The sequence below is a fragment of the Cyanobium sp. Candia 9D4 genome (assembly GCF_024346155.1).
Lineage (GTDB): Bacteria > Cyanobacteriota > Cyanobacteriia > PCC-6307 > Cyanobiaceae > Cyanobium > Cyanobium minutissimum.
In genome coordinates, this window is record NZ_JAGQCK010000001.1 from 707594 (window position 1) to 732270 (window position 24677).

Below are 24677 nucleotides of genomic sequence, written 5' to 3' on the forward strand. Positions count from 1 at the left end.
ATGCCCGATTCCGCTGACCATAGCGATCCCGGCGGGTCTCTCCAGTGGCCGTTGCCACAGCCGGCTCCGGCCTCCCAGGCCCCGCTGCGACTGGCGGTGATGGCCTCGGGGGCGGGAAGCAACTTCGAGGCCCTGGCGCGGGCCTGCGGCGAGGGGCGGCTGCACGGCCAGGTGGTCGTCCTGGCGGTCAACCGGCCGGACTGCGGGGCCCGGGAGCGGGCCGAACGGCTTGGCATCCCCTGTGAGGTGATCGACCACCGCCACCAGCCCTCACGGGAGGCCCTCGACCGGGCCCTGATCCAGCTGTTCGAGGTGCACCGGGTGGATCTGGTGGTGATGGCGGGCTGGATGCGCATCGTCACCTCGGTGCTGATCGGAGCCTTCCCGGAGCGGCTGGTCAACATCCACCCCTCCCTGCTGCCCAGCTTCCGGGGCGCCGACGGGGTGGGGCAGGCCCTGGCGGCCGGGGTCACCCTGGCCGGCTGCACCGCCCACCTGGTGACCGCCGAAGTGGACGCGGGGCCGATCCTGGTGCAGGCGGCGGTGCCGGTGCTCGCAGGCGATGACCGGGAGCGGCTCCATGCCCGCATCCAGCGCCAGGAGCACCGGATCCTGCCCCTGGCCGTCAGCCTCGCCGCCCGGCGCCTGGCTCAGGGGTAGAAGGGCAGCAGCGGCAGGCCGGTGCCCGCCTCCAGGCCGCTGAGCAGGTTGAGGCACTGCACCCCCTGGCCGGCCTGCCCCTTGATGAGGTTGTCGATGGCGCTCATGACGATCAGCTGGCCGGTGCGTGGGTCCACCTGGACCGACAGCAGGCAACGGTTGGTGTTGCGCACCCACTTGGTGGAGGGGTAGACCCCCACCGGCAGAACCTGCACCGTGGGGCTGTGGCGGTAGGAGGCCTTGAGCAGGGTCGTGCAGTCCTCCGCCGTCAGCCCGGGGTCCCGCAGCCGTCCGTACACGGTGGCCAGCAGCCCCCGCACCATCGGCATCAGGTGGGGCGTGAACTGCAGCTGGATCGCCTGGCCCGCCGCCTGGCCCGCCAGCTGCTCGATCTCACTGGTGTGGCGGTGGCCCACCACCCCGTAGGGCGCCACGGCCTCGGCGGCCTCGGCCAGCAGCAGGTTCTCCTTGGCGGCCCGGCCGCCGCCGGAGGTGCCCGTCTTGGCATCGATGACGATGCCCCCCGTCTCGATCAGCCCCTGCTCGAGGAACGGCAGCAGGGCCAGCAGGCTGGCGGTGGGGAAGCAGCCGGGGGCCGCCACCAGGCGGGCCTGCCGGATCTGCGCCTCCGCCACCTCCACCAGCCCGTAGACGGCCTCCCGGCAGAGGTCATCGTCCTGGCGGGCGACCTGGCGGGCCTCGGCGGCATAGACCTCCTGCCACTGGGCCAGGGAGCGGTAGCGATAGTCGGCCGAAAGATCCACCACCTTCACGCCGCGCTGCAGCAGCTCCGGCACCAGGCCGGCCGCCAGGCCGTTCGGCAGGCTCAGCACGGCCAGATCGGCGGCGGCGGCGATCGCCTCCGGATCGGGCGAGCGCACCACCAGGTCGTCCTCCAGGGGGAGGAACGGCACCAGTTCGCTCCAGCGCCTGCCACTGCTGCGCTCTCCGCCCAGAAAGGTCACCGTCAGATCCGGGTGGCCCTGCAGCAGCCTGAGGGTCTGCAGTCCCCCGTAGCCACTGGCACCGATCACCGCAACGCGCTTGCCAGCCATGCGGAACGCAGAAGAACGCTGGATCGTACCGGCACCCTATAAATGAGGTTCGATCCTTTCTCCGATCCGTCTCGCTCCCTTGACCGTCCTGTCCGGCCCACGCCAGTCCACGGGCATTCACTTCGATGCCATCGCCGATGCCCTGGCGGCCATCCGCAACGGCGAGTCGATCGTGGTGGTCGATGACGAGAACCGGGAAAACGAAGGGGACCTGATCTGCGCGGCCCAGTTCGCCACCCCCCAGCAGATCAACTTCATGGCCACCGATGCCCGGGGGCTGATCTGCCTGGCGATGGAGGGCGAGCGGCTTGATGCCCTGGATCTGCCCCTGATGGTGGATCGCAACACCGACAGCAACCAGACCGCCTTCACCGTGAGCGTGGATGCGGGTCCGGAGCGGGGGGTGAGCACGGGCATCTCGGCGGAGGACCGGGCCCGGACGATTCAGGTGGCGATCCACCCCGATACCCGGCCCGGCGACCTGCGCCGACCGGGCCACATCTTCCCGCTGCGGGCCCGCCAGGGCGGGGTACTGCAGCGGGCGGGCCACACCGAGGCGGCCGTCGACCTGGCCCGGCTGGCGGGCCTTTACCCGGCCGGTGTGATCTGCGAAATCCAGAATCCCGATGGCTCCATGGCCCGGCTGGCCCAGCTGGCCGACTACGCGCGCCACCACGGCCTGCGGCTGATCAGCATCGCCGACCTGATCCGCTACCGCCTCGACACCGAGCGGTTCGTGGCCCGCCAGGCGGAGGCCACCCTGCCCAGCAGCTTCGGCCAGTTCCGGGCGATCGGCTACCGCAACGAACTCGACGGCAGCGAGCACGTGGCGATCGTCAAAGGCTACCCGGAACGCGGCAGTGGTCCGGTGCTGGTGAGGGTGCACTCGGAGTGCCTCACCGGCGACGCCTTCGGCTCGCTCCGCTGCGACTGCCGCCCCCAGCTGGAGGCGGCGCTTCGCATGATCGAGTCGGCTGGTGAGGGGGTGGTGGTCTACCTGCGCCAGGAAGGGCGGGGCATCGGCCTGATCAACAAGCTCAAGGCCTACAGCCTCCAGGACGGCGGGCTTGACACGGTGGAGGCCAACGAACGGCTGGGCTTCGCCGCCGACCTGCGCAACTACGGCGTCGGCGCCCAGATCCTCAGCGACCTGGGGGTGCGCCGGCTGCGCCTGATCACCAACAACCCCCGCAAGATCGCCGGTCTGGGCGGCTACGGCCTCCAGGTGGTCGACCGGGTGCCCCTGGTGATGGATCCCGGCATCCACAATGCCGCCTACCTGCGGGTAAAGCGCACCAAGCTCGGCCACCTGATGGAGGCCGAATCCCACGGCCTCACGGCGGTGCTGGGCTGGCACGGCCCCCACGACCCCTTGCTGGGGGCCAGCCGTCTGGAGGTGCTGAGGGAGTGGGCAAGGCGCAAGGGGCTGCTGCTGGAGCGCGAGGAGGACCCCCGCCTGCTGGCCCTGCTCGACGGTCCCGGGCTGGCCCTGCTGCTGGCGGCCCACCAGTCCCGCCAGCTCACGGCCGCCGACCTGGCCGGGCCGCTGATGGAGATGGCACGCTGGCAGGGAACCACCGGCGTGAACCTGCTGCTGGCGCCCGATGCCCGCCGCAAGGGCCATCCGAGCATCGATCTGGAGCCGGAGCGTCGCCAGCTGACCGACCTGGTGCCGCCTGAGGGCAGCGAGCAGGCGCTGACCCTCACCTGCCCGCTGCTCAACCTCACCCCCGGGGCCTTCATCGTCTGGTCCTGAGGGGTTGCCCGGGGCCAGCGGCCCCGGCTGTCCACCAGCACCGGGTGTGGTCAGTCCTCAATCGTCACCGTGCGGATGCGGCTGCCGTTCTTCAGGGCCAGCACCACATCGATGTTCTCGGTGTGGCCGAACACGGTGTGCTGGCCATCCAGGTGGGGCTGGGGGCCATGGCACAGGAAGAACTGGCTGCCGCCGGTGTTGCGGCCCGCATGGGCCATCGACAGGCTGCCGGCCTTGTGCTTCTGGGCGTTGATCTCACAGGGGATGGTGTAGCCGGGACCGCCGGTACCGGCCATGCCGCGGGCACCCTCGCGACTGTTGGGGCACCCTCCCTGGGCCATGAAACCGTCGATCACCCGGTGGAAGGCCAGGCCGTCATAGAAGCCGTCCTTGGAGAGCTTCACGAAATTGGCGACGGTGCCGGGGGCATCGGCGTCGAACAGATCGATGGTGATCAGGCCGGCGTCGGTGTCCATCAGGGCCTTGGTCACGGTCGAGGAGGCAAACTTCGACTGTATCCGTCCAGGGCACCTCGCATCCATGGCCAGCACCGAGCCCCGTTCCCCGTCCCCCCAGGCCAGCGGTCTGCCGACGTCCGACCTTGCGAAGGCCCGTCTGGGGGTGCTCGGCGGCAGCGGCCTGTATGCCATGGAGGGCCTCGAGGACGTGCGTGAACTGACGGTCGACACCCCCTACGGGGCCCCCTCCGACAGCCTGCGGATCGGCCGGATCGGCGATCTGGAGGTGGTGTTCCTGGCCCGGCACGGGCGTCACCACACCTTCACCCCCAGCGAGGTTCCCTACCGGGCCAACCTCTGGGCCCTGCGCTCCCTCGGCGTGCGCTGGATCCTTTCGGTGTCCGCCGTGGGTTCCCTGCAGGAGAGCGTGCGGCCCCTCGACATGGTGGTGCCCGATCAGTTCATCGACCGCACCATGCAGCGGCCGCTCACCTTCTTCGGTGAGGGCCTGGTGGCCCACGTCGGCAACGCGGACCCCTACTGCGCCGTGCTCTCCCGCGTCCTCGCCGACGTCAGCGACAGCCTGATGCCGGAAGGGCGCCAGCTGCACCGCGGCGGCACCTACCTCTGCATGGAGGGGCCGGCCTTCTCCACCCGGGCGGAATCCGAGCTCTACCGCTCCTGGGGCTGCACGGTGATCGGCATGACCAACCACACCGAGGCCCGGCTGGCCCGGGAGGCGGAGATGGCCTACGCCACCCTGGCGATGGTCACCGACTACGACTGCTGGCATGCCATGCACGACGCCGTCACCGTCGAGCTGGTGATCGACAACCTGCGGGCCAATGCGGCCCTGGCCCAGCAGATCGTGCGGCTGGCCGCCGAGCGGGTGCATGCCCTGCGGCCCCCCAGCCCGGCCCACCAGGCCCTGCGCGATGCGCTGATGACGCCGCCCGCCCAGGTGCCGCCGGCCACCCGGCGCCGCACCGACCTGTTCACCGCCCCCTACTGGGGACCGTTCAGCGAGGGTGAGGTCACGAGGGAGACGACGCCGGCGGCAGGCTGACCCCGAGGGCCTCAAGGCACTGGCGCAGGCCGGGGCCGTGGCGTTCCAGGGCCGACCGGGCCGCTCCGGCCTCAAGCCCGGAGGCGGCCATCAGCAGTGCCAGTCGCACCGATCCTCCGGCCCGCTCCAGCAATCCCAGCCCCTGATCACGTGGTACGCCGGCCAGATCCCGCAGGATGCGCAGGGCCCGGTCCTCCAGCTTGCTGTTGGTGACCGCCACATCCACCATCCGGTTGCCATACACCTTGCCCAGGCGCACCATCACGCCGGTGGAGAGGATGTTGAGGGCCATCTTGGTGGCGGTGCCCGCCTTGAGCCGGGTGGAGCCGGTCAGCAGTTCCGGCCCGGTCAGCAGGCGGATGTCGATGTCACAGGGCATCGGCACCTGGTCGGCGGGCACGCAGGCCATGGCCACGGTGAGGGCCCCGATCGCCTGGCCGTGGGCCAGCCCCCCCAGCACGTAGGGGGTGGTCCCGCCGGCGGCGATGCCCACCAGGGCATCATCCGGGCCGAAGCCCCGCTGGACGAGGTCGTCACGACCCGCCTCCCGCAGGTCCTCCAGTCCTTCGGAGCTGCGCAGCAGGGCCGCCGCCCCGCCCGCCAGCACCCCCTGCACCAGTTCGGGGGGACTGCAGAAGGTGGGCGGACACTCCACCGCGTCCAGCACCCCGAGCCGTCCGGAGGTTCCCGCCCCCAGGTAGAAGAGGCGCCCGCCTCCGGCGAGCCGCGCCGCAATGGCGTCGATGGCGGCCGCCAGCTCCCCGGCGGCGGCGGCCACCGCCTGCTGGGGCAGCAGGTCGTTGGCACAGAAGAGCTCCACCAGGCTGGCCGTGGGCAGCCGGTCGAGGGTCTCGCTGGCCGGGTTGGGCCGCTCGGTGAGCAGGTGACCCCTGTCGCCGCCTGGGGCGCTCAAAGCAGACCTTCGAGGCGACGGCGGAAGGCCTCCAGCTCCGAATCGCCGCTGGGCCCGTCGGCATCCGCCCCGTCGGCGGGGGCCGGATCCTCCTTCCAGCCCGTCACTTCCATGTTGCGTTCGGGCGGGGCGAGCAGCAGCCGCTCCTCCTCGCTCTCGGGCATGAAGCCGGCGGGGACGAAGCGGGCCTCGTAGCCCGCCTCGGCGCAGAAATCCTCCAGATCCTGGCGATTGAGGGCCTCGACACAGGGCACCGGAAAGTCCTGGGCCTCGAGCAGCCCGGCGTAGCGCTCGGCGTCGTCGGGGTTCTCGAACAACAGCACCACCGTCCGACCGCCGAGTTCGAGGGAGTGGATGCCTTCCTGGTCGCTGCCCGGATCGAACAGCAGGACATGCACCGGGTTGGGTGGGAGACCGCCGTCTGTCACATCGTCAGGGGTGGGGCGCAGGCCAGTGTCTCATCCGTTGGCGGTCGATGGGGCGTTCAGTCCCCGTCCCTGGGGCCGTTCTGTTCCCGGTCCAGCTCCCGCAGCCGCCGGAACAGGGCCTCCTCTGCCTCCGTCGGCCGCTCCGGAACCACGATTCTCACCTCCACCAGCTGGTCGCCGCGCTGCTCCCCCAGCCGCTGCCCCCGCTGCCGCAGCCGCAGCAGCCGGCCGCTGGAGGATCCGGGCGGCACCCGCAGCCGCACAGGCCCCTCCAGGGTCGGCACCACCGCCTGACAGCCGAGGGCGGCATCGGCGGGATGGAGATCGAGCTGGTAAAGCACCCGCAGGCCATCGATGCGCAGACCCTCCGCGGTGCGCACCCGCAGCTGCAGGAAGTGGTCGGCCCCGCCGGGCGCCACTCCCGCCAGCCGCAGCCGCCAGCCATCTCCCGCCAGGGGAGGGGTCCAGACCTCCACCACCGTGCCGTCCCGAAGCTCCAGCTCCAGCCGCTGACCACTGAGCGCCTGCTCCGGGGCGAGGCTCACGAGGGTCTCCTCGTCGGTGGCGGCCATCACCGGTGGCGGCGCGGCCGGCGCCGTCGCCACCTCGCCGGCAGCCGGGGGTTCCTCCTCGATCGGATCCTCGTCCCAGTCACGGGGACGGCGCCTGTCCTGGCCGAACAGTTCCGCCAGGTAGTCCTCGAAGCGGGGAAAGCCACTGGCGAAGGGATCGGCGTCGAGGCCGGCGCTGTCCTGGCCCTCCCCGGCTTCCCAGGCGCGACGGCGGACCGGATCGGAGAGCACCGCGTAGGCCTCGTTGACCCGCTTGAAGCGGGCCTCGGCCACCGGGTCGTTGCCGTTGAGATCGGGGTGCCAGCGGCGGGCCTGCTGGCGAAAAGCCCGCTTGATGCTGGCGGCGTCGGCGCCCGGAACCAGCCCGAGCACCTCCCAGTGATCGCGGGCGGCCGTGGCCGCCGGGTCCGACGTGGGGGACTGGCTCACGACCCTCAGCTATCGGCCCAGGGATCGTCCTGGTCGTAGCGGCCGGCGCGGCGGGGGCGGTGCCGCTCGCCGGAGACCTCGCGGTCGTAGGGCTCCTGGCGATCCCATGGGCGACCGTTGTCCCAGCGGCGGGGGGGGAGGTCGTCGTCGTAGCCGGCCTCCCGCTCGGCGAAGCGGCCGAGGGGGTACGGATCCCGCTGCAGCGGCCGGGGCGGGCTCGACCAGGGGTCGGAGCGGCCCGATCCGCCCCAGTCGTCCCAGTCGTCGTCGGAGAAGAGTTCGTCCTTGAGGGACCCCAGGGTGTTCTTGAGGCCCTTGAGGGGTCCGCTCTCCGCCCGTCGTTCGCCCAGCAGGCGGCGGTTGAGGCCGAACAGGGCCTCCTGCAGCTGGCTCACGGCCAGTTCGAGGTCGGCGGGGTCCTCCTGGGTGAGCACGTCCTGCACATCCCGCAGGGCCAGCTCCACGGCACGCTGCTGGCGGTCGGCACCGGCGGGACCCAGCTCCAGGGCGGCATCCCGCAGCCGCCGCTCGGCCTGGGCCACCAGGGTCTGGGCGCGGTTGCGGCGGTCGATCACGGCCCGCTTGCGGCGATCCTCCACCGACTTGCGCTCCGCTTCCTCCAGCAGCCGGTTGATCTCCTCCTCACTGAGGTTCGAGCCCCCCTGGATCGAGACGCTCTGCTGGCGCCCGGTGGTGCGGTCGGTGGCGGACACCTGCAGCAGACCGTTGGCGTCGATGTCGAAGGACACCTGCACCTGGGGCACACCGCGGGGGGCCGGCGGGATGCCGGAGAGGCGAAAGCGGCCGAGGGACTTGTTGTCGGCCGCCATCTGGCGCTCCCCCTGGAGCACGTGGATCTCCACCGACGACTGGTTGGCCTCCGAGGTGCTGAACAGGTCCGACTTGCGGACCGGAATCGGGGTGTTGCGGGGGATCAGCACCTTCATCACCCCACCGATCGTCTCCAGCCCGAGGGAGAGGGGCGTGACGTCGTTGAGCATCAAGTCGCGCAGCTCACCGGTGAGGATGCCGGCCTGCACCGCCGCACCGATCGCCACCACCTCGTCGGGGTTGACCGACTGGCAGGGTTCCCGGGGAATCAGGGTGCGCACCATCTCCTGGACCATCGGCATGCGGGTGGAGCCGCCCACCAGCACGACGTCATCGATGGCGTCGGCACTCAGACCCGAATCCCGCAGGGCCCGCTGGACCGGACGCAGCAGCCGGTCGAGCAGGTCGGGGCAGAGCCCCTCGAAGGTGCCCCGCTCGAGGGTGGTCTCGATGTGGAGGGGGCCGTCGGGGCCCGTGGCGATGAACGGCAGCGACAGCGGCGTGCTCTGCACGCCCGAGAGCTCCTGCTTGGCCTTCTCGGCGGCCTCGGTGAGCCGCTGCAGTGCCTGGCGGTCGCGGCGCAGGTCGATGGTGTGCTCCGCCAGGAAGGCCTCGGCCACCCAGTCGACGATGCGGCGGTCCCAGTCGTTGCCCCCCAGCTGCGTGTCACCGCTGGTGGCCATCACATCGAAGACGCCGTTGGCGATGCGCAGCACGGAGACGTCGAAGGTGCCGCCGCCGAGGTCGAACACCAGCACCCGCTTCACGGTGCTGCGGTCAAAGCCATAGGCCAGCGCCGCCGCGGTGGGTTCGTTGAGGATCCGCTCCACCGTGATGCCCGCCAGCCGGCCGGCGTCGCGGGTGGCCTGGCGCTGGGCATCGTTGAAATAGGCCGGCACCGTGATCACCGCCGCCTCGACCGCCTCGCCCAGGTAGGTGGTGGCGTCGTCCACCAGCTTGCGCAGGATCGAGGCCACCAGTTCCTCGGGGGCGTACTCCCGTTCCGTGGCCGGGCAGATGACGCGCACGTTGCCCTGGTCGTTGGCCCGCACGCTGTAGGGCACCCCCAGGCTGCCCTCGTCGAGTTCGTCCCAGCTGCGGCCGACGAAGCGCTTGAGATTGGCGAAGGTGTTGCGGGGATTGAGCACCAGCTGGCGCCGGGCCAGCTGGCCGACCAGCAGTTCCTGGTCGCGGCTGAAACCCACCACCGAGGGGGTGGTGCGCCCTCCCTCCGCATTGGCGATGACCTGGGGCCGGCCGCCTTCGAGCACGGCCACCACCGAATTGGTGGTGCCCAGATCGATGCCGACGATGCGCCCCATGGAAGTCCTGATGGCGGCCCAACGCTACCGGAGCCTGTCGACCGTTAAACCGAGCTTAAACGGGCCGGCTGAAACTCGTGCTGAGATCAGGAGCAACGTCCATGCCGACCGGCATCATTGCTGCATGAGGAGCTCCCCCTCCACCGACGCGTTCACCCTCAGACGACGGCCCCCCCAGGAGAAGCTGGTCGACATCGGCTTCCGCCAGCTCACCCTGGTGCTGGCCGCCTCGGTCGGGGTCGTCCTGCTGGCGATCTTCGTGACGGTGTTCAGCGGTGCCAAGGAGGCCATGGCCACCTTCGGCCTCAAGTTCCTCACCACCTCCGCCTGGGATCCGGTCAATGAGGACTACGGCGCCCTGATCGCCATTTACGGCACCCTCGTCACCTCGATCCTGTCCCTGCTGATCGCCGTGCCCATCGGTCTGGGAACGGCGATCTTCATCACCGAGGACCTGCTCCCCCGGGGCCTGCGGGACCTGATCGGCCTGCTGGTGGAACTGCTGGCCGCCATTCCTTCGGTGGTGCTCGGTCTGTGGGCCATCTTCGTGATGGAGCCCGCCATCCGCCCGTTCCTCTCGTTCCTTCACAGCAGCCTCGGCTGGACCCCCTTCTTCTCCACCGAGCCCCAGGGTCCCGGCACGGCGCCGGCGATCCTGATCCTGGTGGTGATGGTGCTGCCGATCATCACCGCCATTTCCCGCGATGCCCTCAACCAGGTGCCGATCGAGCTGCGCCAGGGGGCCTACGGGGTGGGCACCACCCGCTGGGGCGCCATCTTCAACGTCATCCTGCCGGCCGCCGTCTCCTCGATCATGGGCGGCGTGATGCTGTCGCTGGGCCGGGCCATGGGGGAGACCATGGCGGTGACCATGATCATCGGCAACTCCCTCAATTTCAGTGTCTCCCTCCTGGCCCCGGGCAACACCATTTCCTCCATGCTGGCCAACCAGTTCGGTGAGGCGGATGGCATCCAGGTGTCGGCCCTGATGTATGCGGCCGTCGTTCTGATGATCCTCACCTTCGTCGTCAACGTGATGGCCCAGTGGATCGTGCGGCGCCTCAGCCTGCGCTACTGATCCGGTTTCCTCCCTCCACCCACCAGCCTTCACGACGTTCCCTGGCCATGTCCGTCTCGACTCCGCCGACGACCCGTCTTTTCACGGAACGGCTCAGCCTCCATTACGACCCGTCCCTGAAGCGCAACCGCTTCAACCAGATCGCCACCGCCATCGCCGGAGTCTTCGCCGTGGTGGCGGTGATCCCCCTGTTCCTGGTGATCATCTACGTGCTGATCCAGGGGGGACGGCTGCTCAGCCTGCAGCTGCTGACCGAGCTGCCCCCGGCCCCCGGCCTCGAAGGCGGCGGCATCGGCAACGCCATCCTGGGCACGATCGTCGTCACCCTCAACGCCTCCCTGATCGCCATCCCGGTGGGGGTGGGCGGCGGTGTCTACCTCTCCGAGTACGCCCAGAACGGCTGGTTCTCCCGCTTCGTGCGCTTCGGCAACGACGTGCTGGCCGGGGTGCCCTCGATCATCTGCGGCGTCTTCATCTACTCCCTGATCGTCGCCACCCGGATCTTCTTCGACCAGAGCTTCAGCGCCATGGCCGGCGGCATCGCCCTGTCGGTGCTCATGCTTCCCACCGTCATCAAGACCACCTACGAGGGCCTGCTGCTGGTGCCCCAGGAACTGCGCTGGGGGGCCTACGGCGTCGGCGCCTCCCGCTTTGTGACCATCACCCGGATCACCCTGCCGGCCGCCTTCACCCCCATCGCCACGGGGGTGGTGCTGGGCATCGCCCGGGCCGCCGGAGAAACGGCGCCGCTGATCTTCACGGCCCTGTTCTCCCCCTTCTGGCCCGAGGGGGTGTTCAACCCGATCGCCACCATGTCGGTGCTGATCTTCAACTTCGCGATCATGCCCTACGAGGCCCAGAACGAACTCGCCTGGGCGGCCTCCTTCGTGCTGGTGATCATGATTCTCGGCGCCAACCTGCTGGCCCGCTGGATCAGCCGCGCCTCGCGCTCCTGACCCCCTCTCCGTCCCCACTCCTCCGGCTCCGTCTTCTCCCATCCCTGCCATGACTGCTTCCCCTTCCTCCACCGCCGCCAGCGACGTCTGCATGTCCCTGCAGGACGTGACGATCTCCTACGGCAGCTTCGAAGCGGTCAAGAACGTCTACATGGATCTGCCCAAGGGCAAGGTGACTGCCTTCATCGGGCCTTCGGGCTGCGGCAAGAGCACGGTGCTGCGGGCTCTCAACCGCATGAACGACCTGATCCCGGGCTGCACGCTCAAGGGCCGGGTGATCTTCGACCAGCACGATCTCTACGACAAGCGGGTGGATCCGGTGGAGGTGCGCCGTCGCATCGGCATGGTGTTCCAGAAGCCCAATCCCTTCCCGAAATCGATTTACGAGAACATCGCCTTCGGGGCCCGGATCAACGGCTACAAGGGCGACATGGATGAACTGGTGGAACGCTCCCTGCGCAAGGCGGCCGTGTGGGATGAGTGCAAGGACAAGCTCCAGGAGAGCGGCCTCTCCCTCTCCGGCGGTCAGCAGCAGCGACTCTGCATCGCCCGGGCCATCGCCACCGAGCCGGAGGTGATCCTGATGGACGAACCCTGCTCGGCCCTCGATCCGATCTCAACCCTGAAGATCGAGGAGACGATGCATGAACTGAAGCGCAGCTACACGATCATGATCGTCACCCACAACATGCAGCAGGCCGTGCGCGTGGCTGACATGACCGCCTTCTTCAATGCCGAGGCCGTCGAAGGCGGCACCGGCAAGGTGGGCTATCTGGTGGAATTCAACGAGACCGAGAACATCTTCAACTCTCCCAGCCAGCAGTCGACCCTTGACTACGTCAGCGGACGCTTCGGCTGAGCCCCACTCCGGGGTGGCCGCGACCGCAGACCGATCAGCACATTCCGTCTCAGCACATCTTGTCTCAGCACATCCCGTCCCGTACCTGGGATGGGTCTCATTTTGGTGTGTCGCATCCTGGCTTGAAAAGCCAAAAAAAAGCCGGCCCTGGGGACCGGCTTCAGCAAACGGAGAGGGAGGGATTCGAACCCTCGATAGAGTTGCCCCTATACAGCATTTCCAGTGCTGCGCCTTCGACCACTCGGCCACCTCTCCAGCGGCGAAATGGGGCAGATGGCAATGTAGCAGGGGCTGCACCTGGCCACCGCTCCCCAGCGATCTCGCCCCGCCTGCGCCCCCTGCCCCCCGTCCAGCGCCCCATGACCCGCACCCATCCGATCACGGTCCACTGGCGACAGGCCAACCGCGTCATCCGCCTCGATGTTCCGGAAGGGGAGTACATCCTGCGCAGCTTCGAGGCCCAGGGTGAACCGCTGCCCTTCAGCTGCCGCAACGGCTGCTGCACCGCCTGCGCCGTGCGGGTGCTGGACGGCAGCATCGACCAGCGGGAGGCCCTCGGCCTCTCCAGGCAGCTGCGGGAGGAGGGCTACGGCCTGCTGTGCGTGGCCCGGGCCACCGGCCCGCTGGAGGTGGAGACCCAGGACGAGGACGAGGTGTACGACCGCCAGTTCGGACGTTTCTTCGGCCGCGGTCTGGTGCGTCCCGGCCTGCCCCTGGACGACGAATGACATCGCTCTGCCAACGGGCCCTGGAGGGGTCCGGCCTCGATGGCGCCGAGCTGGAGCGCCTGCTGCAGGTGGCCCGTGCGGCCGCCGAGGCCGGGGGCCGCGAGCTGCGGCGCCACTTCGGCCGGCTGGAGCAGGTGAAGGAGAAGGGCACGGCGGGCAACCTGGTCACCGAGGCGGACCTGGCGGCCGAAGCGGCCGTGCTGGCGGTCCTGGCGGCCGGCACCCCCACCGTGGCCGTGCTCGCGGAGGAGAGCGGCCGGCTGGACGGCCAGGGGGATCTGCAGTGGTGCGTCGATCCCCTTGACGGCACCACCAACTACGCCCACGGCTACCCCTTCTTCGGCACCTCCGTGGGGCTGAGCTGGCGGGGCCTGCCCCTGCTCGGCGCCCTGGAGGTGCCGGTGCTGGAGGAGCACTACTGGGCGGCTCCGGGTCGGGGGGCCTGGTGCAACGGCCACCGGCTGAGCGTCAGCGACTGCGGCGCCCTGGCGGATTCCCTGCTCGTCACCGGGTTCTCGTACGACCGGGTGCGGCGGCTCGACAACAATTACGCCGAATTCGCCTGGTTCACCCACCGCAGCCACGGGGTGCGGCGGGCGGGGGCGGCGGCGGTCGATCTGGCTTTCGTCGCCGCCGGCCGGGTCGATGGCTACTGGGAGCGGGGCCTGTCCCCCTGGGATCTGGTGGCGGGCGTGGTGCTGGTGGAGGAGGCCGGAGGACAGGTGTGCGCCTACGACGGCGGCCCCCTCGACCTGGCCGACGGACGGGTGATCGCCTGCACCCCCGCCCTGCGTCAGCCGCTGATCGAGGGCCTGGCCCTGTGCCGTCCCCTCAGCGGGGCCAGCTTCGGTGCCCCGGAACTCGATGCCCTGGCCGGCGTGGCGACCGACGCTCCATAGGATCCGCCCCACCCCACCCCACCGCCCCAGCACTCCCCTCCATGGCCCTCCAACCTGCCGCCGGCGCCCGGGACCTCAACCCGGGTCAGGTGGACAGCAACCGGCGACTCTGCGACCTGCTGGCGACGGTGTACCGCCTATGGGGCTACCAGGAGGTGGCGCCGCCCACCATCGAGCGGCTCGACACCCTTGAGGCCGGCGGCGCGATCGCCGAACGGGAGCTCGTGCGGCTGGCGGCCGACGAACCCCTCGGCCTGCGGCCGGAGCTCACCGCCCCGATCGCCCGGGCCGCCAGCACGCGCATGCTCAGCCGGCCCCGCCCGCTGCGGCTCTGGGCCAGCGGCACCACCTTCCGCAGCTTCATCGGCGACGGCGGCGGCCAGCGCATCAGCGAACAGCTGCAGAGCGGGGTGGAACTGCTCGGCGAGCCCTCCGCCGCCGCCGACACGGAGCTGCTGCATCTGCTGCTGGCCGCCGTGGCGACCCTGGGGCTCGCCTCCGAGCACCGCCCCACCCTGTTGGTGGGCCACCACGGCCTGCTCAGCGCCCTGCTGAGCCAGGTGCCGGCGGAGCAGCGCTCCGCGGCGCGCCACGCCCTCACCGACTTCGATCCCCTCGCCCTCGCCGCCCTTTCCCTCCCCGACAACCAGCGCCAGCGGCTGATGGCCCTGATCGGCCTGCGGGGTGAACCGGTGCGGGTGCTTTACCAGCTGGAGCAGTGGCTCGGTCCGGTGCCGCTGCTGGAGTCCCTCGCCGCCACCCTGGCCAGCGTCCAGGAACCGGCCGGTGCCCTGGGGGTGCGGGTGCAGCTGGATCCCACCTTCCAGCCCCACTTCGATCTCTACGACGGGCTGGTGTTCAAGCTCGTCTGCCAGGGCAGCGATGCCCCGGTGGCGATCGCCAGCGGCGGCCGCTACGACGGCCTGGTGGGCCGCTTCTGCAGCGACGCCGCCCAGGCGGCCGGCACCGGCTTCGGCTTCGACGTGGAGGCCATCCGTGACCTGCTCGATTCGGCGACGACCCCGGAGGCCGCCGCGGAGGCGCCCGGTCCGTGGCTGGTGGCCAGCGCCACTGCCGCCGGCCTCGGGGCGGCCCTGCGCCGCATGGCGGAACTGCACGGCGGCGGCGAGGCCGCCGAACTCTGCACCCAGCCCTGCGTCGACCAGGCGGCGGCGGAGCAGCTGGCGGCGGAACGGGGCTGCCGCGGTGCCCTGTGGCTGGCTGCCTAGGATCCGGCCGCTCGCTCTTTCGCGTCGATGGCCCATTCGATCGTCACCAACGTCTGTGAGGGCGTGGCCGACTGCGTCGACGCCTGCCCCGTGGCCTGCATCCACCCCGGCCAGGGTGCGAACAGCAAGGGCACGGCCTTCTACTGGATCGATTTCGACACCTGCATCGACTGCGGCATCTGCCTGCAGGTGTGCCCGGTGGCGGGGGCGATCCTGCCGGAGGAGCGGCCCGACCTGCAGAAGCCCGGCGGCTGACGCCCCCTGGTTCGGAGACCCCACCCTCGCCGGCCTTGAGCCGCCGCGCACCCCCACCTAGGTTCGAGGCGATTCTTCTCTTTCGCCATGACGGTGCTGGAACAGGGCCAGATTCAGATCCACACCGAGAACATCTTCCCGATCATCAAGAAGGCCGTCTATTCCGGCCATGAGGTGTTCCTGCGGGAACTGGTGAGCAACGGTGTCGATGCCATCAGCAAGCGGCGCATGGCCGCCATGGCCGGCGACTGCAGCGAAGGGGAGGAAGGGACGATCGCCATCCGCATCGACCGGGAGGCGAAGACCCTCACCATCAGCGACAACGGCATCGGCATGACCGCCGATGAGGTGAAGCGCTACATCAACCAGGTGGCTTTCTCCAGCGCCGAAGACTTCCTCGAGAAGTACAAGAGCGAAAGCGACGCCATCATCGGCCATTTCGGCTTGGGCTTCTATTCCAGCTTCATGGTGGCCGCCCGGGTGGAGCTGGTCAGCCTCAGCGCCCGGCCCGGTGCCGAGGCGGTGCGCTGGAGCTGCGATGGCTCACCCAACTTCAGCCTCGAAGGGGCCGAGCGGTCCGAACCTGGCACCGACGTGATCCTGCATCTGATGGAGGAGGAGCTGGAGTACATCGAACCCTCCAGGATCCGCACCCTGATCACCACCTACTGCGATTTTCTGCCGGTGGCGGTGCAGCTGGACGGCGAAACCGTCAACAAGCGGGAGGCCCCCTGGCGCAAGAGCCCCCGGGAGCTCAGCGACGACGACTACATCGCCCTCTACCGCTATCTCTACCCCTTCCAGGGGGATCCCCTGCTCTGGGTGCATCTCAGCACCGACTACCCCTACAACCTGCAGGGCATTCTCTACTTCCCCAGGATCACCGGCCGGGCCGACTGGGAGAAGGGGGAGATCCGCCTCTACTGCAACCAGGTGTTCGTCAGCGATTCGATCAAGGAGGTGGTGCCCCGTTACCTGCTGCCCCTGCGCGGCGTGATCGATTCGCCCGACATCCCCCTCAACGTGAGCCGCAGTGCTCTGCAGACCGACCGCCGGGTGCGCTCGATCGGTGGCTTCGTCGCCAAGAAGGTGGGCGACCGGCTCAAGGAGCTTCACCGTGACGAGCCGGCCCGCTACGCCGAGATCTGGGATTCCCTGGCCCCCTTCATCAAGATCGGCGCCATGGAGGACGACAAGTTCGCCGACCAGGTGGCCGACCTGATCCTGTTCGGCACCACCGCGGCGGCCAGCGATCCATCGGCGGAGGGGGAGGCGGAGGTGGCCCCCGATCCCGTCGCCACCGACGGTCGCACCTACACCACCCTGGCCGGCTACCGAGGCCGGCTGCCGGCCGACAACGCCACTCGCATCCTTTATTGCACCGATGAGGCCGGTCAGGCCGGGGCCCTGGCCCTCTGGAAGGGGCAGGGGGCCGAGGTATTGCTCGCCGACACCCTGATCGATTCCCAGTTCATCCCCTGGCTGGAGGCCCGCCACGGCGACCTCCGCTTCCAGCGGGTGGACGCCGAACTCGATGACAGCCTGCATGAGCCCGAGAGCGAGCTGGCGGACGCCGACGGAGTGGACAGCGGCGAGAAGCTGCGGGGTCTGTTCAAGGCCGCCCTCGGCAACGACAAGGTCACTGTCCAGGTGCAGTCGCTGAAAGGGGAGGGCTCCCCGGCCGCCCTGATCCTGCTGCCGGAGCAGATGCGCCGTCTCAACGACATGGGGGCCCTGATGGAGCAGCGGCTGCCGGGTCTGCCCGAGCACCACGTGCTGCTGGTCAACCGCCGCCACCCGCTCGTGGAGGGCCTGCTGAAGCTGTCATCCGGTGCCGTGATCACCGGCGGCGGCAGCTCCCCCAGCCTCCAGCTGGCCGAAGATCTCAGCCGCCACGTCTACGAGATGGCGCGCCTGGCCGTGGGGGGCCTGGAGCCCAACCAGTTGGCCGGCTTCCAGCAGCGCAGTGCCGATCTGATGGGTCAGCTGATGCAGCGCGGTCTCTGAGGCGTCGGGAGCACCGGAGGCCCCCCCGGAGCCCTCCTGTGGAGCGGCCCCCCAGGCCGCCTAACCTGGCCCGATGGCGGCCCGCCCCCCCTTCTCCAGCCTGCGGCGGTGGCGGTCGCTCCCCAGGCTGCTGACCCTTGCCGTGCTGGCCCTGCTCTCGGCGGCGGCCCTGCTGGTGATGCTCCCCGGATCCGGCCAGTCCGGCTCCGGGCCCTCGAGCCCCCCGGCGGCGCCAACCGGACCCGTACCGGTGCGGGTGCTGATGCCCGCGCCCCTGGCCGACGCGGTGGCTGCCCCGGTAGCCCAGTTCAACGCCAGCACGCCCGGCGTGGTGCTGGAGGTGATCCGCGGGCCCCTCGACACCGAGACCATCTCCGATCTGGCCACCGGCAGCCTGCTGCTGGGGGAGGCCCCCTTTGACCTCTTGCTGGTGGATGTCAGCTGGCTGCCCCGCTACGTGGCCGCCGGCTGGTTCGAACCCCTGGAGCGCTGGTTGGGGCCGGAGTCGCTGGCAGCGATGGAGCCCGGCGCCCGTTTGGGCAATGGTCTTGACGGCCACCTCTGGCGCATGCCCCTCACGGGCGACACCGGCCTGCTCTACTGGCGCACCGACCTGATGGAGCGCCCCCCGCGCGACACCGACGAGCTGGTGGCGATCTCCCGGGACCTGCAGCGCCGCGGCAAGGTGCGCTGGGGCTACCTCTGGCAGGGGCGCCAGTACGAGGGGCTGAGCTGCGTGATGGTGGAGGTGCTGCAGGGCTTCGGCGCCCACTGGTGGAACGGCTCCACCGCGCGCACGGAGCTGGACAGTCCGGAGGCCGTGGCGGCCGCGAAGTGGCTCGCGGACCTGCTGCAGGACGGGGTGAGCCCACAGGCGGTGGCCAGCTACGCCGAGAACGACGCCCTGCAGTCCTTTGCCGCCGGTGACGCCGCCTTCCTGCGCAACTGGCCCTACGCCTGGCGGGAGATCGAGAAGGGCGGGGGGCCGGTGAAGGGCAAGGTGGGCGTCACGGCGATGGTGGGGGCCCCCGGTGAGCAGGGGGGCGGCACCCTGGGCACCTGGGGGCTCTCCCTGATCAAGGGCAGCCCCCATCCCGAGGAGGCGGTGGCGGCGATCCGCTGGCTCACCGGCCCGATCGTGCAGCGCCAGCTCGCTATCGAGCAGGGCTATGCCCCCACCTGGAGCACGCTCTATGACGATCCCGAGCTGCAGCGCCGTGCCCCTCTGCTGGCGGTGCAGCGCCAGGCCCTGCAGCATCCCCAGCTGCGGCCGCCCACGCCGGCCTATGCCCAGCTCAGCGACCTGCTGGCCCGGCAGGTGAACGGCATGCTCACCGGCCAGGGGGGCCCCGGCCCGACCATGGCGGCCGCCCAGCGCCAGAGCCTGCAGGTGCTGCGCTCGCTGGCGGGACCGGCGGGCGACACTGCAGCGGGCCGCCCTGCCGTGGACCGATGAAACCCCGCGCGGCCAGCCTGCTGCTGATGGCTCCCGCCCTGCTGCTGCTGGCGGCGGTGTTCGTCTACCCCCTGCTGCGCTACGGCTGGCTGAGCTTCCAGGCCAGTTCGGTGCTCACCGGGCTGGTGCCGGTGCCGAACGGGGGCGCCAACTGGGGGCGGTTGCTCGATGACGCCCGCTTCTGGACGGATGCGTACCAGACCCTGCGCTTCGCCGTCTGCTCGGTGGCGCTGGAACTGGCCGGGGGGCTGGGGCTGGCTCTGCTGCTGCATCGCCCCCTGCGGGGCCGGGGGACCCTGCGGGCCCTGACCCTGCTGCCCTGGGCCCTGCCCACCACTGTGATGGCCCTGGGCTGGCGCTGGATCCTCAACGACCCCCACGGCCCCCTCAACGCCGCCATCCGCTCCCTCGGCGGCAGCAGCTACGGCTTCCTCTCCACCCCTTCCACCACCTGGTTCTTCGTGGTCCTGGCGGACGTCTGGAAGACCCTGCCGTTCGTGGCCCTGCTGCTCCTGGCCGGACTCCAGACCATTCCCGAGGATCTGGAGGAGGCCCTGCGGCTGGAGGGCGCCGGCGGCCTGCAGATCCTGCGCCGCCTGACCCTGCCGCTGCTGGTGCCCTACCTCGCCCTGGCCCTGCTGTTCCGGATGGCCCAGGCCCTGGGTGTGTTCGACCTGATCCAGGTGCTCAGCGGCGGCGGGCCGGCCGGCAGCACCGAGAGCCTGGCCCTCTACGCCTATCTCAATGCCATGCGCTTCCTCGACTTCGGCTATGCCGCCACGGTGATGCTCGCCACCTTCCTGCTGCTACTGGTGCTGCTCGGCGGCGGCTGGCTGCTGTGGCGGCGGGATGATCTCCAGGGCCGCCGGGAGCGGGCCGCATGAGGCTGCTGGTGCTGCTGTGGAGCCTGGGGCCGCTGCTCTGGCAGCTGCGCACTTCCCTGCTGCGCCCGGAGGCGCTGGTGGCGCCGCTGCTGGAGGGCAACCCCTGGACGCTGGCCAACTACCGGCTGGTGCTCTCCGGCGACCCGCCCTTCTGGCGCTACCTGGGCAACAGCACCCTGGTGGCCCTGGCCACCACCCTGCTCACCCTGCTGCTGGCGGTGCCCTGTGCCTATGGGCTGCAACAGCAGCGCGGCCTGCTGCGCTGGGGCGTCGGCCTGGCGCTGGTGGGGGCGGCGATGTTCCCCACCGTGCTGCTGTTCCTGGCGCTGCTGGAGATCGCCCGCCGCTTCGGCCTGGCCAATGACCTGCTTGCCCTGAGCCTGCCCTACGCAGGCCTGTCGCTGCCGCTGGCGGTGCTGCTGCTGCGTGCCGCCTTCGCCGACCTTCCCGCCGAGATGGAGGACGCCGCCCGGCTGGAGGGCCTGGGCCTCGGCCAGCGCCTGCGGCACGTGCTGCTGCCCCTGCTGGGGCCGGCCCTGGCCAGCACGGGCATCCTGGTGTTCCTGGCCAGCTGGAACGAGTACGCCATCGCCCTTACCTGGATCAGCCGCAGCGACCTGCTCACCCTGCCGATCGCCATCGCCCGGATCGGCGGCGGCTCGGTGTTCACCATTCCCTACGGCGCCTTCGCCGCCGCCACGGTGCTGGGCAGCCTGCCCCTGCTGCTGCTGGTGCTGGTGGCCCAGCGACCCATCATCTCGGGTCTCACCCGCGGGGCGGTGAAGGGATGAACGCCGCCGCCGCCGGTCTGGAGCTGCGCCAGCTGTGCCGGGAGGCGGGGGGACGCCGGCTGCTGGACGGGCTTGATCTGAGCGTCGCCCCCGGCGAATGCCTCGCCCTGCTCGGCCCGAGCGGCTGCGGCAAGTCCACCACCCTGCGGGTGGTGGCGGGACTGGATCCCGCCAGTGCGGGCCAGGTGCTCCTCGACGGCCAGGACCTGGGCGCCCTCGGCCCGGGCGAACGCCAGGTGGCGATGGTGTTCCAGAGCTACGCCCTCTATCCCCACCTGAGCGTGGAGGGCAACCTGGAACTGGGGCTCAAGGTGCGTGGGGTGCCCGCCGCCGAACGCCAGCGGCGCCTCGGGACCGTCCTCGAGCTGCTGCAGCTCGACGCGCTGCGCCAGCGCCGCCCTGCCCAGCTCTCCGGCGGCCAGCGCCAGCGGGTGGCCCTGGCCCGGGCCCTGCTGCGCCAGCCGCGGATCATGCTGCTGGATGAGCCGATGAGCAACCTCGACGCCCAGCTGCGGGAGGAGCTGCGACCGGAACTGCGACGGCTGGTGTGCGGCCGGGAGCAACCGGTGATCTACGTCACCCACGACCAGCAGGAGGCCGTGGGCATGGCCGACCGCCTCGCCCTGCTGGAAGCCGGCCGGTTGCAGCAGGTGGGCAGCCCGCGGGAGCTCTATGCCGATCCAGCCAACCGCTTCGTGGCCAGCTTCCTGGGACGGCCGGCGATCAACCTGCTGGCGATCGCGCCCGGCCGCCAGCTGGGCCTGCGGCCCGAGCACCTCCACCTGGCCGAGGACGGGGCCGTGGAAGCCCGGCTGCTGCGGCGTGAATGGTGGGGCCACCAGCAGCTGCTCTGGTTCGACACCCGCTGGGGCCCGGTGCGGGTGCTCAGCGACCCCGAGGCGCCGGTTTCCGCGGAGCCGCGCCTGGGCTGGCAGCGGCAGCACGAACTCTGGTTCGATCCCCTCAGCGGGGCCCGGCTCCAAGGCCTGGGGCCAGTTTGGTAAAGTCACAGGCTGGCTCAGGCCTGCACCGTCCACCGTCGTCACATCGTCATGTCCCGGGTCTGTCAGCTCACCGGCAAGCGCGCCAACAACGGCATGGCCGTCAGCCACTCCCACGTGCGCACCAAGAAGCTGCAGCAGGTGAATCTGCAGGAGCGCCGCCTGTGGTGGGCTGAGGGCAACCGCTTCGTGAAGCTGCGCGTCTCCACCCGCGCCCTCAAGACGATCCAGAAGAAGGGTCTCGGTGCCTATGCCAAGGAGCTGGGCGTCAATCTTGCCAAGGTCTGACCATCCGGCCGGCCCCGCTAGGGTCCGGCCCTGATCGAAACCTGGCTGTGAACCGTCGCACCTTTCTGGGAAGATCCCTGCTGGCCGCCCTCAGCCTGCTGGTTCTCCCGGGCCGGGCCAGGGCCATGGGCGGCACCCTTCCCGAGGTCGGCCAGCCCGCCCCCGCCTTCGACCTCGACGGCGTCGCTCCGTCGGCGGACGGCACCGTCGTCACGACCCACCGCAGCCAGGCCGACTTCCGTGGCCGCTGGCTGGCCCTGTACTTCTATCCCAAGGACTTCACCAGCGGCTGCACCCTTGAAGCCCGGGGATTCCAGAGGGACCTGGAGACCTTCCACGACCGCAACGCCGAGGTGGTCGGTGTGAGCGCCGATGACCCGGACGCCCACCTCTCCTTCTGTGGCAGCGAGGGTCTGGCCTATCCGCTGCTGTCGGATCCGGGCGGTGCCGTCAGCCGTCGCTACGGCTCCTGGCTGGCACCCTTTTCGGCGCGCCACACCTTTCTGATCGACCCGGACGGGCTGCTCCGCGCCAGCTGGGTGGCGGTCAGGCCCTCCGGCCACAGCCAGGAGGTGCTCGCCGAACTCGCCCGCCTGCAGCGGGAAACCGCGGCCTGAGGCGTCACCCGTGCCCCGGTGGCGGCGGGGTGATCAGGACTGCAGGGTGTCCAGCACCGCGCGATGCACCTGGCTCTGGCGCTGCAGGTCGGCGATGCCGCTCTGGTTTGGTGGCTGGTCGAGCGCGGCGGCCCAGCCCTCCTGCAACCCTGCGGATGGCGGGGCGTCCAGATCCTGGCAGGGGCAGCCGATGCCGGCCGCCGCAGCGGCCACCTTGGGGTCGTAGCTGAGGGCGGCGCAGGGGCTGCCCGCCAGGGCCGCCAGGATCAGCCCATGCAGCCGCATGGCCAGCACCAGACCGGCCTGGGCGAAGGCGTCCATGGCCTCCTGGGGCGTCGCGGCCGCCAGCTCGCGGCTGCGGGCGGCCAGGGCCGGGCCCACCAGACCCTGGCGGGTGAGGTCGGCCAGCAGGCCCCGGTCCTGGTCCTGGTGGAAGGGCAGCCAGTGCACCGGGCGGTCGGCCGCCACAGCCAGCCCCTCGAGGGCCTGCAGATAGGGACGCCAGGCCATGGCGTCGAGCTGGCGCACCGGCCGGAAACAGACCACGATCGGACCGCCCCTGCCGCGCCAGGCCCGGGCAGGCAGACCCCAGACCGGATCACTGCCGACGCGGTCCGCCACGCCCCAGGCCCTCGCCTGGGCTGCGGAGGCCGGGTCCCGCCAGCTGATCGCCGTGGCCAGGGGCAGCAGCCCCCGCACGAGCAGCCGGCTGCGGCGGCGCCGCAGGGGTCCCAGGCCCTGGCCCCAGAGCAGGACGGGCTTGCCCCGGGTGCGGGCCGCCAGCATCAGGGCGCCGTAGTACAGGAGGCTGCGGAAGCTGGTGGCGTCCTGAAGCAGGCTGCCGCCGCCGAGCACCAGGGCGTCGCAGCGGTCCAGGGCGGCCAGCACCCCCTTCAGCCGGCGGCGGCCGGTGGTCTCCACCCCGAAGCGCTCCCGCACCAGGGCCTGGTCATGGGCCGTGACCAGGGGACGGCACTCCCCCGGCAGCTGGTCCAGCAGCACCTCCAGCAGGGCATCGTCACCCAGGTTGTGCTCGCCGTAGTAGCCGCAGATCAGAGCACGCATCCGACGCAGCGGCGGGTCCGGCTCCGTACATTACGGATCGCACCAGGCCCCACCCATGCACGCGCTGTCGCTGCCCACCTGGTGGATCCACATCACCTCGGTGCTGGAATGGATGCTGGCGATCCTGGCCGTGCAGGCCTTCGGCCGCCGGCGTCGGGAAGGGGGCTGGCGCTGGCTGGCCCTGGCGATGGTGCCGGCGCTGGTGAGCGCCATGGCCGCCTGCACCTGGCATCTGTTCGACAACAGCGAGGCCCTCAAAGGGCTGGTGGTGTTGCAGGCCGGCCTCACCGCCGCGGGCAACGGGGCCCTGGCCCTGGCCGCCTGGAACCTGCTGCGCCAGCAGCGGCTCTCCCCGGAGGAGGAAGCCCCGTGAGCCTGCCCCTGGCCGCCTGGTTCCAGGGCCTCGGCGCCATCGATCCGGCCCCGTTCTTCGTGCTCTCCCTGCTCCCCTACCTGGCCTTCCTGTGGTGGGCCCGCCAGGTGCGGGCCTTTCCGCGGCTAGCGCTGCGCGGATTCCAGCTGACGCTGCTGTTCGTGGCGGTCACGATCGTCGCCGCGGTGGTGGCCCAACAGGTTTACGGACGGCAGCTGGCGGACGTCGATCCCCTGCACGGCGGCGCCGAAGCCTTCCTGTCCCTCAGCAACCTGGTGGTGCTGCTGGGGTTCCGGCTGCTGCCTTCGCCAGCCCCGCAGAAAGGTCCGGCGGCGGGCTCAGGCGCACCCCAGGTGAACAAGTCTTAAGGGGTCGGGGCACAGGTCGCCCTGACCCGGAAGATGGGGCGTCGCCACGTGCATCATGATCGCTCCTCTCCTGGCCATGGCTCCCGCTTCGATCAGCTGGTCCCCGAAGGTGGCCCTGGTCATGATCGTCTGCAACGTCATCGCCATCGCCATCGGCAAGGCCACCATCCAGCAGCAGAACGTGGGCCTCAAGCTGCCCAGCGACAACTTCTTCGGCGGCTTCAGCCACGGCGCCATGCTCGGCACCACCAGCCTGGGCCACATTCTGGGCATGGGCGCCATCCTGGGCCTGGCCTCCCGCGGCGTTCTCTGAGCGGCCCCCCGGCTGGCCCT

27 protein-coding genes and 1 tRNA gene are annotated in these 24677 nt (G+C 70.6%); 20 read left to right on the forward strand and 8 right to left on the reverse strand.

The features are described 5' to 3' along the window. Positions 1-660, forward strand: coding sequence for a phosphoribosylglycinamide formyltransferase (gene purN, locus KBZ08_RS03510; RefSeq protein WP_254971381.1), 660 nt, complete (start codon positions 1-3; stop codon positions 658-660). On the opposite strand, the gene argC is transcribed toward purN, so the two are convergent. Continuing rightward, on the reverse strand, positions 651-1715 hold the full coding sequence (gene argC / locus KBZ08_RS03515; protein ID WP_106220023.1) for an N-acetyl-gamma-glutamyl-phosphate reductase: 1065 nt from the start codon (positions 1713-1715) through the stop codon (positions 651-653). The genes purN and argC overlap by 10 nt on opposite strands. Positions 1716-1794: 79 nt before the next feature. On the opposite strand from argC, the gene ribBA reads away from it, so the two are divergent. Further along, positions 1795-3471 (forward strand): bifunctional 3,4-dihydroxy-2-butanone-4-phosphate synthase/GTP cyclohydrolase II, encoded by a 1677-nt coding sequence (gene ribBA / locus KBZ08_RS03520; protein WP_254971384.1) that lies wholly within the window; start codon positions 1795-1797, stop codon positions 3469-3471. 50 nt (positions 3472-3521) lie between these two features. Here ribBA and KBZ08_RS03525 read toward each other — a convergent pair whose 3' ends face one another. Continuing rightward, complete coding sequence (locus tag KBZ08_RS03525; RefSeq protein WP_106220024.1) at positions 3522-3962, reverse strand: peptidylprolyl isomerase; 441 nt, start codon at positions 3960-3962, stop codon at positions 3522-3524. A gap of 49 nt (positions 3963-4011) precedes the next feature. Between KBZ08_RS03525 and mtnP the strand changes: the two genes are divergently transcribed. Next, entirely contained in the window at positions 4012-4995 is a 984-nt protein-coding gene (gene mtnP / locus KBZ08_RS03530; RefSeq protein ID WP_254971387.1) for an S-methyl-5'-thioadenosine phosphorylase, read from the forward strand. Here the strand turns inward: mtnP and murQ are convergent. The 4 genes from murQ to dnaK all read right to left on the reverse strand — a co-directional run bounded on the left by murQ (position 4964) and on the right by dnaK (position 9490). Then, a complete protein-coding gene (gene murQ / locus KBZ08_RS03535; protein WP_254971389.1) occupies positions 4964-5908 on the reverse strand; it encodes an N-acetylmuramic acid 6-phosphate etherase in 945 nt (314 codons plus the stop codon). The two genes, mtnP and murQ, sit on opposite strands and share 32 nt — an antisense overlap. Beyond that, positions 5905-6306 carry a DUF3110 domain-containing protein gene (locus KBZ08_RS03540; RefSeq protein WP_106220027.1) on the reverse strand — a complete coding sequence of 134 codons (402 nt, stop codon included), beginning with the start codon at positions 6304-6306 and terminating at the stop codon, positions 5905-5907. Before KBZ08_RS03540 ends, murQ begins: the two co-directional genes overlap by 4 nt. An 86-nt stretch (positions 6307-6392) precedes the next feature. After that, positions 6393-7337 (reverse strand): DnaJ domain-containing protein, encoded by a 945-nt coding sequence (locus KBZ08_RS03545; protein WP_254971392.1) that lies wholly within the window; start codon positions 7335-7337, stop codon positions 6393-6395. Positions 7338-7342: 5 nt separating this feature from the next. Beyond that, positions 7343-9490: a molecular chaperone DnaK gene (dnaK, locus tag KBZ08_RS03550; protein WP_106220029.1), complete on the reverse strand. Its 2148-nt coding sequence runs from the start codon at positions 9488-9490 to the stop codon at positions 7343-7345. A gap of 124 nt (positions 9491-9614) precedes the next feature. Between dnaK and pstC the strand changes: the two genes are divergently transcribed. Genes pstC through pstB form a run of 3 tightly spaced genes read left to right on the forward strand, consistent with a single transcriptional unit; the run spans position 9615 to position 12383 of the window. Beyond that, positions 9615-10568, forward strand: coding sequence for a phosphate ABC transporter permease subunit PstC (gene pstC / locus KBZ08_RS03555; RefSeq protein ID WP_106220030.1), 954 nt, complete (start codon positions 9615-9617; stop codon positions 10566-10568). Between the two features lie 47 nt (positions 10569-10615). Further along, positions 10616-11524, forward strand: coding sequence for a phosphate ABC transporter permease PstA (pstA, locus tag KBZ08_RS03560; protein WP_254971396.1), 909 nt, complete (start codon positions 10616-10618; stop codon positions 11522-11524). 49 nt (positions 11525-11573) lie between these two features. Continuing rightward, positions 11574-12383, forward strand: a complete 810-nt coding sequence (pstB, locus tag KBZ08_RS03565) for a phosphate ABC transporter ATP-binding protein PstB (protein ID WP_106220032.1) — start codon at positions 11574-11576, stop codon at positions 12381-12383. Positions 12384-12551: 168 nt separating this feature from the next. Here the strand turns inward: pstB and KBZ08_RS03570 are convergent. Further along, positions 12552-12638, reverse strand: a tRNA-Ser gene (locus tag KBZ08_RS03570). Between the two features lie 104 nt (positions 12639-12742). Between KBZ08_RS03570 and KBZ08_RS03575 the strand changes: the two genes are divergently transcribed. The 11 genes from KBZ08_RS03575 to KBZ08_RS03625 all read left to right on the forward strand — a co-directional run bounded on the left by KBZ08_RS03575 (position 12743) and on the right by KBZ08_RS03625 (position 22538). Next, positions 12743-13111 (forward strand): 2Fe-2S iron-sulfur cluster-binding protein, encoded by a 369-nt coding sequence (locus tag KBZ08_RS03575; protein ID WP_254971399.1) that lies wholly within the window; start codon positions 12743-12745, stop codon positions 13109-13111. Continuing rightward, entirely contained in the window at positions 13108-14010 is a 903-nt protein-coding gene (locus KBZ08_RS03580; RefSeq protein ID WP_254971401.1) for an inositol monophosphatase family protein, read from the forward strand. The genes KBZ08_RS03575 and KBZ08_RS03580 overlap by 4 nt, the downstream gene beginning before the upstream one ends. Before the next feature lie 41 nt (positions 14011-14051). Next, positions 14052-15239, forward strand: a complete 1188-nt coding sequence (locus tag KBZ08_RS03585) for an ATP phosphoribosyltransferase regulatory subunit (RefSeq protein WP_254971402.1) — start codon at positions 14052-14054, stop codon at positions 15237-15239. Positions 15240-15266: 27 nt separating this feature from the next. Next, positions 15267-15494, forward strand: a complete 228-nt coding sequence (locus tag KBZ08_RS03590) for a ferredoxin family protein (protein ID WP_094584616.1) — start codon at positions 15267-15269, stop codon at positions 15492-15494. An 87-nt stretch (positions 15495-15581) separates the two neighbouring features. Beyond that, positions 15582-17501, forward strand: a complete 1920-nt coding sequence (gene htpG, locus KBZ08_RS03595; RefSeq protein WP_254971406.1) for a molecular chaperone HtpG — start codon at positions 15582-15584, stop codon at positions 17499-17501. A 73-nt stretch (positions 17502-17574) separates the two neighbouring features. Continuing rightward, positions 17575-18957, forward strand: a complete 1383-nt coding sequence (locus tag KBZ08_RS03600; RefSeq protein WP_254971408.1) for an extracellular solute-binding protein — start codon at positions 17575-17577, stop codon at positions 18955-18957. Beyond that, positions 18954-19841, forward strand: a complete 888-nt coding sequence (locus KBZ08_RS03605; protein WP_106220038.1) for a carbohydrate ABC transporter permease — start codon at positions 18954-18956, stop codon at positions 19839-19841. Before KBZ08_RS03600 ends, KBZ08_RS03605 begins: the two co-directional genes overlap by 4 nt. Beyond that, positions 19838-20632, forward strand: coding sequence for a carbohydrate ABC transporter permease (locus tag KBZ08_RS03610; protein WP_254971410.1), 795 nt, complete (start codon positions 19838-19840; stop codon positions 20630-20632). Before KBZ08_RS03605 ends, KBZ08_RS03610 begins: the two co-directional genes overlap by 4 nt. Further along, a complete protein-coding gene (locus KBZ08_RS03615; RefSeq protein ID WP_106220040.1) occupies positions 20629-21636 on the forward strand; it encodes an ABC transporter ATP-binding protein in 1008 nt (335 codons plus the stop codon). Before KBZ08_RS03610 ends, KBZ08_RS03615 begins: the two co-directional genes overlap by 4 nt. Positions 21637-21684: 48 nt before the next feature. Further along, positions 21685-21921 (forward strand): 50S ribosomal protein L28, encoded by a 237-nt coding sequence (gene rpmB, locus KBZ08_RS03620; RefSeq protein WP_106220041.1) that lies wholly within the window; start codon positions 21685-21687, stop codon positions 21919-21921. 47 nt (positions 21922-21968) lie between these two features. Beyond that, positions 21969-22538, forward strand: a complete 570-nt coding sequence (locus KBZ08_RS03625; RefSeq protein WP_254971411.1) for a peroxiredoxin — start codon at positions 21969-21971, stop codon at positions 22536-22538. Between the two features lie 33 nt (positions 22539-22571). Here KBZ08_RS03625 and csaB read toward each other — a convergent pair whose 3' ends face one another. After that, complete coding sequence (gene csaB, locus KBZ08_RS03630; RefSeq protein ID WP_254971412.1) at positions 22572-23603, reverse strand: polysaccharide pyruvyl transferase CsaB; 1032 nt, start codon at positions 23601-23603, stop codon at positions 22572-22574. 55 nt (positions 23604-23658) lie between these two features. On the opposite strand from csaB, the gene KBZ08_RS03635 reads away from it, so the two are divergent. Genes KBZ08_RS03635 through psaK form a run of 3 tightly spaced genes read left to right on the forward strand, consistent with a single transcriptional unit; the run spans position 23659 to position 24657 of the window. Beyond that, positions 23659-23976: a DUF2499 domain-containing protein gene (locus tag KBZ08_RS03635; RefSeq protein ID WP_254971413.1), complete on the forward strand. Its 318-nt coding sequence runs from the start codon at positions 23659-23661 to the stop codon at positions 23974-23976. After that, entirely contained in the window at positions 23973-24344 is a 372-nt protein-coding gene (locus KBZ08_RS03640) for a DUF3593 domain-containing protein (protein ID WP_254971414.1), read from the forward strand. The genes KBZ08_RS03635 and KBZ08_RS03640 overlap by 4 nt, the downstream gene beginning before the upstream one ends. A gap of 55 nt (positions 24345-24399) precedes the next feature. After that, on the forward strand, positions 24400-24657 hold the full coding sequence (psaK, locus tag KBZ08_RS03645; protein ID WP_015108267.1) for a photosystem I reaction center subunit PsaK: 258 nt from the start codon (positions 24400-24402) through the stop codon (positions 24655-24657). Positions 24658-24677 lie beyond the last annotated feature (20 nt).